The 13,079-nt window shown below is 70.6% G+C and carries 18 protein-coding genes; 10 read left to right on the top strand and 8 right to left on the bottom strand.

The window, feature by feature from the left end; genetic code table 11:
* Window positions 1–463, bottom strand: a 463-nt coding sequence (locus BN11_RS23405; RefSeq protein ID WP_162213155.1) for a sulfite exporter TauE/SafE family protein, incomplete at its 3' end; no start/stop codon positions are given.
* A gap of 10 nt (window positions 464–473) precedes the next feature.
* Window positions 474–1,880, bottom strand: a complete 1,407-nt coding sequence (locus BN11_RS04000; RefSeq protein ID WP_048694809.1) for an MBL fold metallo-hydrolase — start codon at window positions 1,878–1,880, stop codon at window positions 474–476.
* 95 nt (window positions 1,881–1,975) lie between these two features.
* Between BN11_RS04000 and BN11_RS03995 the strand changes: the two genes are divergently transcribed.
* The 5 genes from BN11_RS03995 (at window position 1,976) to BN11_RS03975 (ending at window position 5,469) form a co-directional block, all read left to right on the top strand.
* Complete coding sequence (locus BN11_RS03995; protein ID WP_048694805.1) at window positions 1,976–2,455, top strand: rhodanese-like domain-containing protein; 480 nt, start codon at window positions 1,976–1,978, stop codon at window positions 2,453–2,455.
* Window positions 2,456–2,465: 10 nt separating this feature from the next.
* On the top strand, window positions 2,466–2,957 hold the full coding sequence (locus BN11_RS03990) for a CYTH domain-containing protein (protein WP_048694802.1): 492 nt from the start codon (window positions 2,466–2,468) through the stop codon (window positions 2,955–2,957).
* On the top strand, window positions 2,954–3,613 hold the full coding sequence (locus BN11_RS03985) for a barstar family protein (RefSeq protein ID WP_083433507.1): 660 nt from the start codon (window positions 2,954–2,956) through the stop codon (window positions 3,611–3,613). The genes BN11_RS03990 and BN11_RS03985 overlap by 4 nt, the downstream gene beginning before the upstream one ends.
* Window positions 3,613–4,278: a DUF2461 domain-containing protein gene (locus tag BN11_RS03980; RefSeq protein ID WP_048700747.1), complete on the top strand. Its 666-nt coding sequence runs from the start codon at window positions 3,613–3,615 to the stop codon at window positions 4,276–4,278. The genes BN11_RS03985 and BN11_RS03980 overlap by 1 nt, the downstream gene beginning before the upstream one ends.
* Before the next feature lie 75 nt (window positions 4,279–4,353).
* Entirely contained in the window at window positions 4,354–5,469 is a 1,116-nt protein-coding gene (locus BN11_RS03975) for a sterol desaturase family protein (protein ID WP_048694795.1), read from the top strand.
* Between the two features lie 43 nt (window positions 5,470–5,512).
* On the opposite strand, the gene BN11_RS03970 is transcribed toward BN11_RS03975, so the two are convergent.
* Both BN11_RS03970 and BN11_RS03965 read right to left on the bottom strand, forming a co-directional pair.
* Window positions 5,513–6,019 (bottom strand): MFS transporter, encoded by a 507-nt coding sequence (locus tag BN11_RS03970; protein WP_053083998.1) that lies wholly within the window; start codon window positions 6,017–6,019, stop codon window positions 5,513–5,515.
* Window positions 6,020–6,106: 87 nt separating this feature from the next.
* Window positions 6,107–6,706, bottom strand: coding sequence for a class I SAM-dependent methyltransferase (locus BN11_RS03965; RefSeq protein ID WP_048694792.1), 600 nt, complete (start codon window positions 6,704–6,706; stop codon window positions 6,107–6,109).
* A 35-nt stretch (window positions 6,707–6,741) separates the two neighbouring features.
* Between BN11_RS03965 and BN11_RS03960 the strand changes: the two genes are divergently transcribed.
* The 4 genes from BN11_RS03960 (at window position 6,742) to amrS (ending at window position 9,872) form a co-directional block, all read left to right on the top strand.
* Entirely contained in the window at window positions 6,742–7,260 is a 519-nt protein-coding gene (locus tag BN11_RS03960) for a glycine cleavage system protein R (RefSeq protein ID WP_407667961.1), read from the top strand.
* A gap of 46 nt (window positions 7,261–7,306) precedes the next feature.
* Window positions 7,307–8,098 carry an AmmeMemoRadiSam system protein B gene (gene amrB / locus BN11_RS03955; RefSeq protein WP_201329210.1) on the top strand — a complete coding sequence of 264 codons (792 nt, stop codon included), beginning with the start codon at window positions 7,307–7,309 and terminating at the stop codon, window positions 8,096–8,098.
* A gap of 116 nt (window positions 8,099–8,214) precedes the next feature.
* On the top strand, window positions 8,215–8,787 hold the full coding sequence (amrA, locus tag BN11_RS03950) for an AmmeMemoRadiSam system protein A (protein WP_235435349.1): 573 nt from the start codon (window positions 8,215–8,217) through the stop codon (window positions 8,785–8,787).
* A complete protein-coding gene (gene amrS / locus BN11_RS03945; protein ID WP_048694779.1) occupies window positions 8,784–9,872 on the top strand; it encodes an AmmeMemoRadiSam system radical SAM enzyme in 1,089 nt (362 codons plus the stop codon). The genes amrA and amrS overlap by 4 nt, the downstream gene beginning before the upstream one ends.
* Before the next feature lie 36 nt (window positions 9,873–9,908).
* Here the strand turns inward: amrS and BN11_RS03940 are convergent, their stop codons facing one another.
* The 4 genes from BN11_RS03940 to BN11_RS25025 all read right to left on the bottom strand — a co-directional run bounded on the left by BN11_RS03940 (window position 9,909) and on the right by BN11_RS25025 (window position 12,763).
* The gene (locus tag BN11_RS03940) at window positions 9,909–10,088 is read right to left on the bottom strand and encodes a hypothetical protein (protein ID WP_048694777.1); all 180 of its coding nucleotides are present in this window, start codon (window positions 10,086–10,088) and stop codon (window positions 9,909–9,911) included.
* 89 nt (window positions 10,089–10,177) lie between these two features.
* Window positions 10,178–11,500, bottom strand: coding sequence for a sensor histidine kinase (locus tag BN11_RS03935; protein ID WP_162213154.1), 1,323 nt, complete (start codon window positions 11,498–11,500; stop codon window positions 10,178–10,180).
* A 46-nt stretch (window positions 11,501–11,546) separates the two neighbouring features.
* Entirely contained in the window at window positions 11,547–12,437 is an 891-nt protein-coding gene (locus BN11_RS03930; RefSeq protein WP_048694771.1) for a CHAD domain-containing protein, read from the bottom strand.
* An 8-nt stretch (window positions 12,438–12,445) separates the two neighbouring features.
* Entirely contained in the window at window positions 12,446–12,763 is a 318-nt protein-coding gene (locus BN11_RS25025; protein ID WP_053083997.1) for a hypothetical protein, read from the bottom strand.
* Between the two features lie 22 nt (window positions 12,764–12,785).
* Here BN11_RS25025 and BN11_RS23395 point away from each other — a divergent pair.
* Window positions 12,786–13,079, top strand: a 294-nt coding sequence (locus BN11_RS23395) for a hypothetical protein (RefSeq protein WP_048694768.1), incomplete at its 3' end; no start/stop codon positions are given.

Genomic DNA, 13,079 nt, shown 5'->3' with positions numbered 1-13,079 from the left:
CCCCCCCCCCGCCGGCGCCGACGAAACCGGTGAGCAAGCCCACGCCGACACCCGCGAGCAGGACCGGCCCGACGGCCAGCGCGCCGGATGCCGCCGAGCCCGTCTCCTCGCGGTGGCCGCGGATCATGGCGATCGCCGTCGCGAGCATGAGGAGGGCGAAGGTCGCCAGCAACACCCATTCCGGAACGTATGCCGCGAGCCGGCCCCCGGCATACGCACCGGCCATCGCAGCGACTCCCAGGACGGCGCCGGCGCGCCACTGCACCCGGCCGCCGCGAGCGTGCGGGAGGACCGCGGCGATCGCCGTCACGCCGATGACGAAGAGGGAGGCGGCGATCGCCGTGCCGGGAGCGAGCCGGGCGACGTAGACGAGCAGCGGCACCATGAGGATCGATCCGCCGCCGCCCATCAGCCCCAGGGTGACGCCGACGAGCAGCGCCAGGGTCAGGGTGAGCAGGAGCATCGGGACGCGGTCAGGCCTTCGTGGTCGCGCAGCTCGCCGGCTCGAGGTCGTGCGCCGACCGCCACGCGTTGTAACCGCCGAGGATGTCGCTGACGTCGGCAAAACCCTTGGCGCGCAACAGGCTCGAGCCGACGCTCGAGCGCCAGCCGCCGGCGCAGTAGGCCAGCACCGGACGTTCCTTGTCGAGTTCGGCGGCGCGCCGGCCGAGTTCGGCGAGCGGAATGTGGATGGCGCCGGGGATCATGCCGCCGGCCACCTCGCCGGGGTTGCGGATATCGAGCAGTTGCAGCCCCGGCACCGACTCGAGTGCCGCGTCGGCCTCGGCCACGCTCAGCCGGCTCGCCATCGCCATGTCGTCGGGATGCGCCAGGAAGTACGCCTCTGGCTGCGGGATGAACCCGAGGACGTTGTCGTAGCCGATGCGGTGGAACCGGGTGGCGACCTCCTGCTCCTGCCCGTCGGGCGCGATGAGGATCACGCGATCCTGGGGGCCGAGGACCATGCCCACCGTCTCCGCGAGCCGCCCGTCCGAGGGGACGTTCAGCGACCCGCGGAGGTGAGCGACGGCATACTCGGCGTTGGGTCGAGCGTCGGTGACGATCGCGCCGCCGGCAAGCGCGTCGCGAATCTCGTTCTCGGACAATGCAGAAACGTGGTGGTCGACATCCAGGATCGAGCGCTCCTGCCGATTGACCGTCGCGTTGTAGACGAAGTATCCCGGGGCGCTGGGCTGCCCCTCGGTCACGACGTCGAGGAACTGCTCACGCGTCATCGGCTGGCACGCGTAGTTCGTCGCGCGCTGAGCGCCGATCGTGGACTGCTTCTCGGTCGAGAGATTCTTGCCGCACGCGGACCCGGCGCCGTGCGCGGGGAAGACGCGCACCGGGTCGGGCAGGCCCATCAGTTTGGTGTGGATCGAGTCATAGAGCATCGAGCCGAGTTCGTCGGCGGTGAAGCCGATGGAGGCGAGCAGGTCCGGCCGGCCGACGTCGCCGATGAACAGCGCGTCACCGGTGAGGACGGCGTACGCCACCTCGTCGTCCGCGTGCTCGTACACGAGCACCGAGATCGACTCGGGGGTATGGCCGGGCGTGTGCATGATCTCGAGCGTCACGCCGCCGAGGGAGAGCCGCTCGCCGTCGGCGAAGGCGCGGGTGTGGGGGTCGGCTTTGGCCTGGTCGCCGTAGCCGATCCAGGCGCCGGTGGCCTTGGCCAGCTCGAGGTGGCCGGAGACGAAGTCGGCGTGGAAGTGGGTGTTGAGGATGCCGACGATCGTCAGGTCGGCTTCCTTTGCCTCAGCGAGGTAGTCGTCGATGTCGCGGCGCGGGTCGACGACCACGGCCAGGCGGGTGGTCTCGTCCGCGACGAGGTAGGAGGCCTGCGAGAGGCAGTCGAGGTAGTACTGGGTCAGAATCATGGTGGTGCCCTCTCTCGTGTCGTGGGAGGCGTCTGTTACATACCCTAGGGGGTATATTGATGAGAGACAACTCCACCCGTCAGAAAGCCATTCCCATGACGCGTCACCTGACCTCCACCGCTGCCGCCCTGACGCTCGCGATCGCCGCCCTCGCCGGCTGCTCGGGCAACGACCCGGCGCCCTCCGCTTCGGCAGCATCCCCCTCCGCCTCCTCGGCGTCGGGCGCGGGAGCCGCGTCCGCGACTGCCGCCCCGGCCAACGGGGCGACCCTCGACGCCGCGGCCTTCGCCGCCGCCCTGAAGGCACCGCATACGACCATCCTCGACGTGCGCACGCCGGCCGAGTTCGCCTCCGGCCACCTGGAAGGGGCCGTCAATGCCGACATCGAGGGCGACTTCGCGGCGGCCATCGCCGATCTCGACAAGGCCGCGCCGTATGCCGTCTACTGCCGTTCCGGCAACCGCTCGGCGATCGCTGTGCAGGCGATGCAGCAGGCCGGCTTCACGGCGACCTATCACCTCGACGGCGGAATCACCGCGTGGCAGGCGGCCGGTGGGACGGTCGTCACCGGCTAACGTCGGAGGCATGACCGAGTTCGAGCGCAAGTTCGTCGTCACCGATCCGGGTCCGGCGACGGCCTGGAGCTACGAAGAGCTCGCCCAGGGCTATCTCTTCACCCGCCACGGCTACGCCCTGCGGGTCCGCTCGGCCACCGCGCCCGACGGCGCACGGGTGTGCACGATGACGCTCAAGGGCCCCCGCTCCGGGCTCGGCCGGCCGGAGGCGGAGTGGGAGATCCCCGCCGCGGACGCCGACGCCCTGCTCGCGGAGGCGACGGGCAGCGTTGCCAAACGGCGGCATACCCTCTTCGTCGACGACCTGATGTGGACCGTCGACATCTTCACCGGCGCCAACGCGCCTCTCGTCCTGGCCGAGGTCGAGGGGCCCGAGGCCAGCGTCGCGGCTGCCGAGATCCCGCCCTGGTGCGGCCAGGAAGTCACCACCGATCCCCGCTACACCAACGCCGCCCTGTCGGCGCAGCCCTACGGCACGTGGGCAGCCGAGGGTCCGGTATGACGCCCGCTCGCCCCCACGTGCGCGGGGAGTTGTCCTGGATCACCTCGGGGCCGGCCTATTGCGTCGAGGTCTCGGCGCTGGAGGTGCTCGAGGAGTTCCTGGACGCCCACGGCTACACCGTTGTCGCCCTCGACGGAGAGCAGATGACGACCCGCGCCACGACCTTCGACGAACTGCGCCGGGCCTTCGCCCTTGCGCCGTGGTGCGGCGACAACTGGGATGCGGTCAACGACTGCTTGGGGGAGTTCGTGCACGCCCACGACGGCCAGTTGGTGGCGATCGTGTGGTGCAACCAGGATGTGGCGGCCGCCAACGCGCCCGCCACCAGCGCGGAAGTCGGGTGGGCGCTGCTGGAAGTCGTGCTGGGCCGGATGCCGAGCCTCGGCCCGAACTGCCCGTGGCGGATTCACGCCGACCTGTTCCTCACCGGTCAGGGTGAGGACTATGACCGTCCGCCGCCGAAACGCCTTCCGCTCCCCGGGCCGGTCGAGTGCCCGGTCTGTGGTGAGATGGAGGGCGTGCCCATCCTGCGTGGCTTGCCAATGCCCATGGTGCAGGAGGCGGCCCGAGAACACCGCGCCGTCTTGCGCGGGTGCATCGTCTCACCCGAGGATGACAACTGGTTCTGCCGCGCCTGCGCATGGGAGTGGCGTTGATGGGGGCTGGATCCTTCGAGGGTTTTTCCCGGCGGGCGCTGGACTTCTTTGCCGAGGTGGAGAGGGAGAACTCCCGCGAATGGTGGCTGGCGCACAAGCCCCTCTATGAGGCGGACGTGAGGGCGCCGATCACCGCACTCGTTGGTGCGCTGGAGCCGGATTTTGGTGTGGCCCATGTGTTTCGGCCGAACCGTGATGTGCGCTTCGCGGCAGACAAGGCGCCCTACAAGACCCATCAGGGTGCCTATTGTGCGACCGCCGACAAGGCCTACTACTACGTCCAGATCGACGCGGACGGGCTGCTCGTCGGGGCCGGCGGCTACCGCTTCGCGGCGGATCAGCTCGGGCGCTACCGCGCGGCGGTCAGTGACGATCTCGCCGGACCGGACCTGGAACGGATCCTCTCTGCCTCGGGAGCTGACGGCCTCGAGGTGGGCGGCGAGCAGTTGAAGTCGCGTCCCCGTGGCGTCGCCGCTGACCATCCCCGGCTGGAGTTGTTGCGGCACAAAAGCATTCATCTATCACGGGGGATCGGGGACCCGGACTGGGTGTTCGGTCCCGAGGCGTTGCCGCGGATCCGGGCCGAGTGGGAGCGACTCCGGGCCTTCACCGGCTGGCTCGACCAGCATGTCGGCGCGACCGAGATCGACGACCGGTTCTCCTAGACCTCCTGATGTGTCCTCGCTGTGCGGCATGTCGCGAGGACCTCGAACCGACAGTCACAGAAAGGGACACGGACGATGGCTCGCTTCGACCTGACAGTCCTCGCGATCCCTGCCTACATCGGCGCGATGGGTGCCGAATATGTCTGGCTGAGTAGGCATCCCGCCCCGGAGGGCACCCCTCGTGCTGGGGATTACGAACTGTCCGACACCATCGCCAGCCTCACGATGGGCCTGGGCAGCCTCGTTGCGCCGCACGTTGCCAAGCGCGTGCTCGACCCCCTGACACCTGGCGTCGGCCGGTGGGGGAAGGCGCTGATCGGCACCGCCGTCGCTGCCGGCGTCGCGACGACCGCGGCGGACATCGTGCGCCGGCGCACGGCATACGGCCGATTGCCCGCGGCGGGCGTCGTCTCCGAGACCTCTCGATACGGGTCGAGCGCACCACCGCCGGCGCTGACCGCGAATCCCACGATGACCGGCGTGACAGCGGTCGCTGCCGTCGGGGCGACCGCACTCGCTGCTGCCACGACGTGGGCGGCGCAGACGAGAGGGAAACGTCTCTTTGCGCTCGGCCGACGCGACCTCGGGACCGGTTGGGCGGCAAGCCTTTTGGCGTTGTTCGGCTGGGACTTCATCTATTACTGGAACCACCGGCTCTCCCACGAGAGCCGCTGGCTGTGGGCGGTGCACGTGGTGCATCACAGCAGTGAGCACTACAACCTCTCCACCGCCCTGCGGCAGCCCGTCGCCGAAGGCGTGACGTGGACGGTGCCGTATGGCGTGCTGGCGTTGGCCGGGGTGCGGCCGAAACTCATCGAGAACGCCCGCGCCCTCAACTTGATCTATCAGTTCTGGATCCACACCGAGGTGGTGCGCTCGAGCCGCTGGCTCGAGAAGGTGCTGAACACCCCGTCGCACCACCGGGTGCATCACGGCTCGAACCGCCGCTATCTGGATCGCAATCACGGGTCGATCCTCATCATCTGGGACCGGCTCTTCGGCACGTTCGAGCCGGAAACAGAGCGTGCGGTCTATGGGCTGACGCGCAATATCAACACCGTCAACCCGGTCCGGATCGCGACGCACGAATGGCGGGACATCGCCCGCGATATCGCCAGGGCCGGCAACTGGGCCGACCGCTTCGGGTTCCTCCTGCGCGGCCCGGGCTGGGCATACGCGCGCAGGGCGTAGGGAGGAAGGGGCGCCGGCGCTGGATCGCCGCCGCGGGCGTGAACTACGGAACGCCGGCAGGCCGCGAGCGCCGGCAGGCGTCGCCAAGGCTCATCACGAGAATGACGAGCGCCAGCACCTGCAGGAGCGCCACGGTCACCACCACCGCGGTGAGGGACTTTTCGTACAGCCACCCGATGAGGAGCCCTCCCGCGATCGCGAGAACGCCGTGGATCCCCGCGAAGACCCCGTATGCCGTGGCGCGCCGGGCGGGCTCGACCAGCTCGGCAACGAGCGTCTTGATCGTCGAATCCTGCACTCCCACAGCGATTCCCCAGCCAACGAGGCCGGCGAGGGCCAACGGCAACCGGCCCGCCAGCGCGAGCGGCGGGACGAGAGCCACGAGTGGCGGCACGACATACAGCACCTTCGCCCCGTGCCGGTCGTATGCCGCCCCCACCCCGAGCGCGGCCGCCTCACCGGCACCGGACACCAGGCCCACGGTGACGGCGCTTGCGCCGAGAGCCCCCAGCAACGGGCCGTAGACGGAGCGAGCGCCTTCATAGACCATGTCCGCGGCGAGGCTGACAAAAGCCCAGGCCCCACTCGACCCGCCACGGGGTCCACCCGATCCCGCCAGGGGTCCGCCGTGGAGAGGTCATGGATGCCGGAGCACCGTCACAGCGAAGTCGGCGTCGCCGTGCCAGGCCCGTAGGTCCCAGGTGGCGAAGCGGTGCTCGATACGCAGGCCGGCAGCCGCGACCGCCGCGTCGAAGTCGGTCAGGGCGAGATCGCGCGTCGTGTGGAATCCGGTGATGACGAATCCGTCCGGCGCCAGATGCGCACCGAGCCGGCGCAGCACCTCGATCTCGGTGTCCGGGGCAAGGAAGACCATGACATTGCCGGCGACGAGGATCGCGTCGAGTGGTTCGCTCTCTCCGAGCGCGGCGAGGTCCAGTTCGCTGAGGTCGGCCACCTCATACCGCGGCCCGGGGTAATCCTCACGCGCCGCCGCGATCAACGCGGGATCGGCGTCCACCCCGATGACGTGATGACCCACGGCATGCAGATAACCGGCGTGCCGGCCCGGCCCGCACCCGGCGTCGAGGATGCGCGCCCCGCGCGGCACCATCGCATCGACCAGCCGCGCCTCGCCGACGAGGTCGACGCCCTCGGCGGCCATGGTCCGGAAGCGCTCGATGTACCACTCACTGTGTCCGTCGTCGGTCTCGGTCACCCAACGCGTCGGCTTCGCCATGCACGCCACGGTATGCCGTGCGCCCGCCGGTTACGATGCCAGTCGTGCACACTCTCCTGTTGACCGTCATCGGTGACGACCGCGCGGGGCTCGTCAAGGCCCTGGCCGACACGGTCGGCGAACACGGCGGCAACTGGGAACGCAGCCGCCTCGCCGAGTTGGCGGGCAAGTTCGCCGGCATCGTCGAGGTCAGCGTTCCCGACGAGCAGGCCGACGAACTGCGGGCGGCGCTCGCGGGGCACGCTGGCCTGCTCGAGATCGACGTCCACGAAGGCCGAGCCGAGGAGGCGGACGCCGGTCCGGTCGTGCGGCTCGAGGTGCTTGGCAACGACCGCCCAGGCATCGTGCGCGAGGTCTCCGGTGCGCTGGCCGCACACGGACTCAGCGTCGATGAGTTGTCGACCGAAACCCGTGACGCCCCGATGGCCGGGGGCCAGCTCTTCGAGGCGAAGATCACCGCTCACGCGCCCCCCGGCACCGACCTCGCCGCCGTGCGCGCCGCCCTGGAAGCCCTCGCCCAGGAGATCCAGGTCGACGTGACCGTCGACGCCTGACGCCCCGATCCCGGCGCTGCCGGGGCAGACTGGAGGAGTGGGCAGAGTGCGGGCGCCCGCCGTGGCGGGCTACTTCTATCCGGCGGAGCCGGAGGTCCTGCGTGCGCAGGTCACCCGGTTCCTCGGTGACGCAGGCCCGGCCTCCGGGCCGGTGCCGAAAGCCGTCATCGCCCCGCACGCGGGTTATGTCTACTCGGGATCGACGGCGGCCCTGGCGTATGCCGCGTTGGCGCCCGCCCGAGACCGGGTCGCCCGCGTGGTGCTGCTCGGGCCGACGCACCGGGTCGCGGTCGACGGTCTCGCCCTCCCGGAGGCCGAGGAGTTGGCGACGCCGCTGGGGTCCCTGCACGCGGCGGTGCCGACAGCGGACCAACGGGCGGCCCTGCCGCAGATCGTCGATCGCGCCGATGTCCATGCCCAGGAGCACTCGCTGGAAGTGCACCTGCCCTTCCTGCAGGTGCTCATGCCGCGGGCCGAGGTCGTGCCCTTCGCCGTCGGGCGGGCCAGGCCAGGAACGGTGGCGGACGTTCTCGAGCGGCTGTGGGGCGGACCGGAGACCGTCATCGTCGTCAGTTCCGATCTCTCGCACTACCTGTCGTATGACGAGGCCCGCCGCCGCGATGCCCAGACGATCGCGGCCATCACCGACCTGCGCGGACCGATCGACCATGAGCAGGCCTGCGGCGCCACGCCGGTGAACGGACTGCTCGAGGTCGCTCGCCGCCGCGCGCTGACCGCCCGGCTCCTCGGCGCGTGCAACTCCGGCGATACCGCCGGCGACAAACGCCGGGTCGTGGGGTATGCCGCGGTCGCCTTCGACGAACCGGAGCCGTCATGACGCGCGGACGTTCCGGCGACGGCCGGTCGGCGCCATCCCGACACGAAGGAAGGGCGATCTCGACGGGGTCGAATCGGCATCTCGACGAGGGCGAATCGACATCTCGACGGGGGGAGGTGCTGATCGCGCTGGCGCGCGACGCGATCGCGCGGGAGTTGGGGATGGGTGCGACGGGGGCGGCGGATGCCGCGCCGGGCGGGGCGGTCGACCGGCTCCCGGAGGCGCTCGAGCGGGCGCTGGAGGAGCCGGGAGCGTGCTTCGTCACGCTGCATACCCGCGGGCGGCTGCACGGGTGCATCGGGTCCATCAAACCGCGCCGCAGCCTTCGGGAAGACGTCGAGAGCAACGCCCGCTCCGCGGCATTCCGGGACCGGCGCTTCCCGCCGCTGACCCGAGAAGACCTGGGCGAGACCACGATCGAGGTCTCGCTGCTGTCGCCGATGGAGCCGGTGGCGGTCAGCGGTGAGGCCGAGGCCCTGCGTGCCCTGCGGCCCGGTGTCGACGGCGTGCTGTTCGAGGCCGGCGGCCACCGCGCGACCTTCCTGCCGCAGGTCTGGGCGAGCCTGCCGGACCCCCGTGCCTTCCTGCAGCAGCTGCGCCGCAAAGCCGGTCTCCCGCAAAACTATTGGAGTGACGATGTGATACTGCACCGCTACACGGTGACCGCCTTCGACGAGGCCGCGTCATGACCGGCGGCGAGGCGGGCGCGGCATACCCGGCGCGGTACTGGCACCGCGTCGACGACGAACGCATCCAGTGCGACCTGTGCCCGCGTGAGTGCCGGCTCCACGACGGGCAGCGCGGCTTCTGCTTCGTGCGCATGGCGTCCGAGGGCCGGCTGGTCCTGACGACCTACGGCCGCAGTTCCGGCTTCTGTATTGACCCGATCGAGAAGAAGCCACTCGCCCACTTCTATCCCGGGACCAGCGTGCTGTCGTTCGGCACCGCCGGGTGCAATCTCGGCTGTCGCTTCTGCCAGAACTGGGATATCACCAAGTCGCGCGAGATGGACCGGCTGATGGATCAGGCCGCACCGGAGCAGTTGGCGACGGCGGCGCTCGACCACGGCTGCCGCAGTGTGGCGTTCACCTACAACGACCCGGTCATCTTCGCCGAATACGCCCTCGACGTCGCCCAGGCCTGCCGCTCCCGGGGCGTCGCCACCGTCGCCGTGACCGCCGGGTACGTCAATCCCGGGGCTCGGGAGGACTTCTTCGCCGGCATGGACGCGGCCAATGTCGACCTCAAGGGTTTCACCGAGGAGTTCTACGTCCGCCAGACCGGCGCCCACCTCGCGACCGTGCTGGACACGTTGACCTATCTGAAACACGAGACGGACGTGTGGTTCGAGCTGACGACCTTGCTCATCCCCGGCCACAACGACTCCGACGCCGAGATCACCGCGATGTGCCGGTGGATCCGTGAGGAGCTGGGACCCGATGTGCCGCACCACTTCTCGGCTTTCCATCCCGACCACCGGATGCGCGATGTCGACCGCACCCCCGCGCAGACCCTCGTGCGGGCCCGGCGGATCGCGCTCGACGAAGGCCTGCACTTCGTCTACACCGGCAATGTCGTCAACCGCGACGGCGAGGTCACCGCGTGCCCGACCTGCGGCACCCGGCTGATCGAGCGCGACTGGTACGACCTGGTCGCCTACCGCCTGACAGCCGACGGCCGCTGCCCGGGATGCCGAACGCGGCTTCCCGGCCGGTTCGGACCGACCGCCGGGAATTTCGGTCGCAAACGCATACCGGTCCGCCTCGGGAGCTGAGGCGGACCGGCGTCCGGGGGGTCGTGCCGAAGGGCGTCAGTCCCCGCCTTCGGACACGCCATTGGTCGCGGTGACCTGGTCGGCCCAGGGGGCCTTGGCGCCGCTGTGCCCGGTGAGGATGACCGAGCCGGTCGTCGCCAGGGCCACGAGAACGAGCAGGGCTGCGGTCACATTGGCCAGGCCCGCGCGCTCGTCGTCGACGATCAGCAGGCGCACGGGACGGGCGGGCGGCCGGGCCAGCGCCGGCGAGACGCCGGAGGGCTGGTGTCGGTTCCGGATCGAGGTCCCCGTCGCCCCGGGCTGACTCAGACTCCCGTGGTGGCGGGCACCAGGCGATATCCCATGCCGCGGACCGTCTGGAGTGAGTTCACCGCGAATGGTGGGCCGGAACCGCCGGCGTCGCGAGCGCGGGCCGCGTCCAGCCGGACGAACCGTTCGAAGATGCGCACTCGTTCGGCCTCCGGAACCGGCGGACCGTCGTTGTCGACCTCCAGGACGGCACCTGCCGCCTCGCGCCGCAGCGTCACCCGGATGTGCGAGTGGGCGTGCCGGTCGGCGTTGTCGAGCAGGTTGCGCACGAGCCGGTCCCACAGCTTGGGGTCCGCGACGACCCGGGCCGGTTCGAGAGCCAGGGTGATGCGCTCGTCCGTCGTGGGCAGTGCGCGGACCGCCCGCAGCACCACGTCGTCAAGATCGATCTCGGTCTCTGGTGTCACCGCAGTCCGTTCGTCCATTCGGGACAGGACCAGCAGGTCGTCCACGACATAGCCGAGCCGGTCGAGGGCAAGGCGGGCGCGCGCCAGTGCGGCGACCCGCTCGTCCTCCGGCAACGCCCCATCACGCAGCCGGTCGAGGGCGACCCGGGCGCTGGCGAGCGGACTGCGCAACTCGTGGCCCGCGTCGGAGACGAAGGCACGGCGGGCGCTGTCGGAGCGCTGCAGCCGATCGAGTAGGTCGTTGAGAGTCGTTGCCAGCCGGGAGAACTCGTCGTCACCGGCCGGCACTGGCAAGCGCCTGCCGACCCCGATGTCCGTGATCGAGTGCGCCTGCGCGCGCATCTCCTCGACGGGGCGCAGGGCGGCGGCCACGGCATACCGCACCCCCACGGCCACCAGCGCCAGGAGACCGACCCCGGTGAGCGTGGCGAGGGTGAGGAGGGCGATCTGCGTGCTCTCCTCGAGAGTGGAGGGCGTGGCGACCGCCACCGTCACGATCTGCCCCTCCACGGTGCGTGCGGCCGTCACCGCCAGCGCGAACGAATCGCCGTCGACGCCGTCGATGCGCGGGATCGTCGACGCCGACACCTGGCCGACCTGGCCTTCGGCGCTCGTCAGGGCGGGCGCGTCCGCGGGCAGGCTCGCGATGACCCGACCGCCCCCGAGGATCTGGATCACGCGTTCCCCGGACGTCTTGTCGTCGGCGTGTCCGGCGATCACCGTGGCCGGCGGGTGCTGGTTGATCTCCTCCGCGATCCACTCTGCCGTCGCCTGGGCGGTCGAGCCGGCCTGCGCCCGCAGCGTGCTGAGCAGGACGAACGTCAACGCCCCGAGCCCGATGAGGATCACCGCGGCGAACGCTCCGAGCACCACAGCCAGGACGCGAGTGCGGATCGTGCGCAGGACGCTCACGTCCGGCACACTACGCCCCGCCCGGGGGCGTGCCCGGTCCTCGCGCTCAGCGCCAGAACGGCTCGAGCGCCATCACGCCGGCCCAGGTCGTCACGCACTCGGCCCGGCCGTGCACGGGCCCGAGGACGTCGGCGGGCAGTCCGTGGGCGCGCAGCATGTGCAGGGCGGTGGCGTGATCGTTGGCCTCGCCGAAGGCGTCCTGCATCAGACCCAGCGCCGTCGAGAACTCGTTCGGCAGCGAACCAGGGGCATCGGCATACAGATCGGCGAAGAACTCACACCCGTACCTCAGCTTCTTGCCCTCGATGCGCACCTTGTGGAGTTCGTGCGGTTGCAGGGTGAGCAGGTCGGGTCCGGCTGCGGCGACGCGGGCGTAGCGCTTCTGCAGCGCCGCGTCGGTGAGGTCCCGGGCCGGCGCATCGCGCAGGCCGGCCGCGAAGTCCAGCCACTGCGGGTCGGCCAGCCAGGCCCGCAGATCGGCCTTGACCTCCAGCCACTGCGGCGACCGCAGGAGCGGGACGGCCACGGCATAGGTCCGGCGCCGCCGCCCCCGCAGGGTGCGTCGGGTGCGATAGGGCCAGCCCTGGTCCTCGGCCTGCTTGAGCAGTACGTCGGCGTCCCGAGCGGGTCCGAGAGGGAGCACGATCTCGCGCATCCGCACCTTGAGTTCCATCGACTCCTCGTCGTGCTCGAAGAGTGGCCGGAACAACGACATCGCGGCCCGGGCCCGGCGCCACGAGACCCGCGTCTGGTGCAGGTTGTCGCGGTGCCGGCCCTCGAGGAAGAGCGGCTCGTTGGCGTCCAGGTGCGCCAGACAGGCCTGCAACGACGCTTGGAAGGCGTCGCCGACCGTGGCGTCCGGCGGCATGACAACCGGTTGGGACTTGACCGCCGGCGACTCCGTCGCGGCTGTTGCGGGGGTGGCCGGCGCGGTCATGTGCCGGCTTAGTTCACGGAGATGTGCACGTGGTCCATGTGGTTGGCCGTGGGTGACCCGCGGTCCTCCATCGCGCGCCAGCCGCCGGACCCGGCAAGCCAGATGCGTTGCTGCCAAATGACATACGAGATGCCGAGGCTGCCCATGTTCGCGATCGCGTAACTGGCGACGGCATCGCCCTGGCCGGAACTGGAGATCATCACGTCGACCGCGCGCCCGGTGCCGTGGTCGCCGGGGTCGCCCGGACGGACACCGCCGATGTTCGTGATGCCGAAGGTCGAGCGGATGGCCGAGTAGACCGCCGCTGCCGCGGGAGTCAGACCCATCGCCGCTCCGGCGCCCGCGTAGGTGGACGAACTGCCACCCGACGAACTGCTCCCTGACGACGAACTCGACGAACTCGACGAACCGGACGATGAGGAGGAGGTGGACGACTGCGTGCGCGCGGTCGTGCCGGACCCGGTCGCCGGCGCCTGTGCCGCGACGGGCTCGGGGGCCGGCTTGGGCTTCGGCTTGGCGACCGCCTTGACGCCGAGCGCACCGTATGCCGCGCCGGAACTCAGTGACGCCGGTGCCCGCAGGTCTGTCCGCAGGTCGGTGGTGGCGGCGAGGTCGGCGCGGGTGGTCGAGCGGGAGGCCCGC

This window comes from Nostocoides australiense Ben110 (assembly GCF_001050535.1).
GTDB classification, from domain to species: domain Bacteria; phylum Actinomycetota; class Actinomycetes; order Actinomycetales; family Dermatophilaceae; genus Nostocoides_A; species Nostocoides_A australiense.
This window is presented reverse-complemented; position numbering and strand designations above follow the sequence as displayed.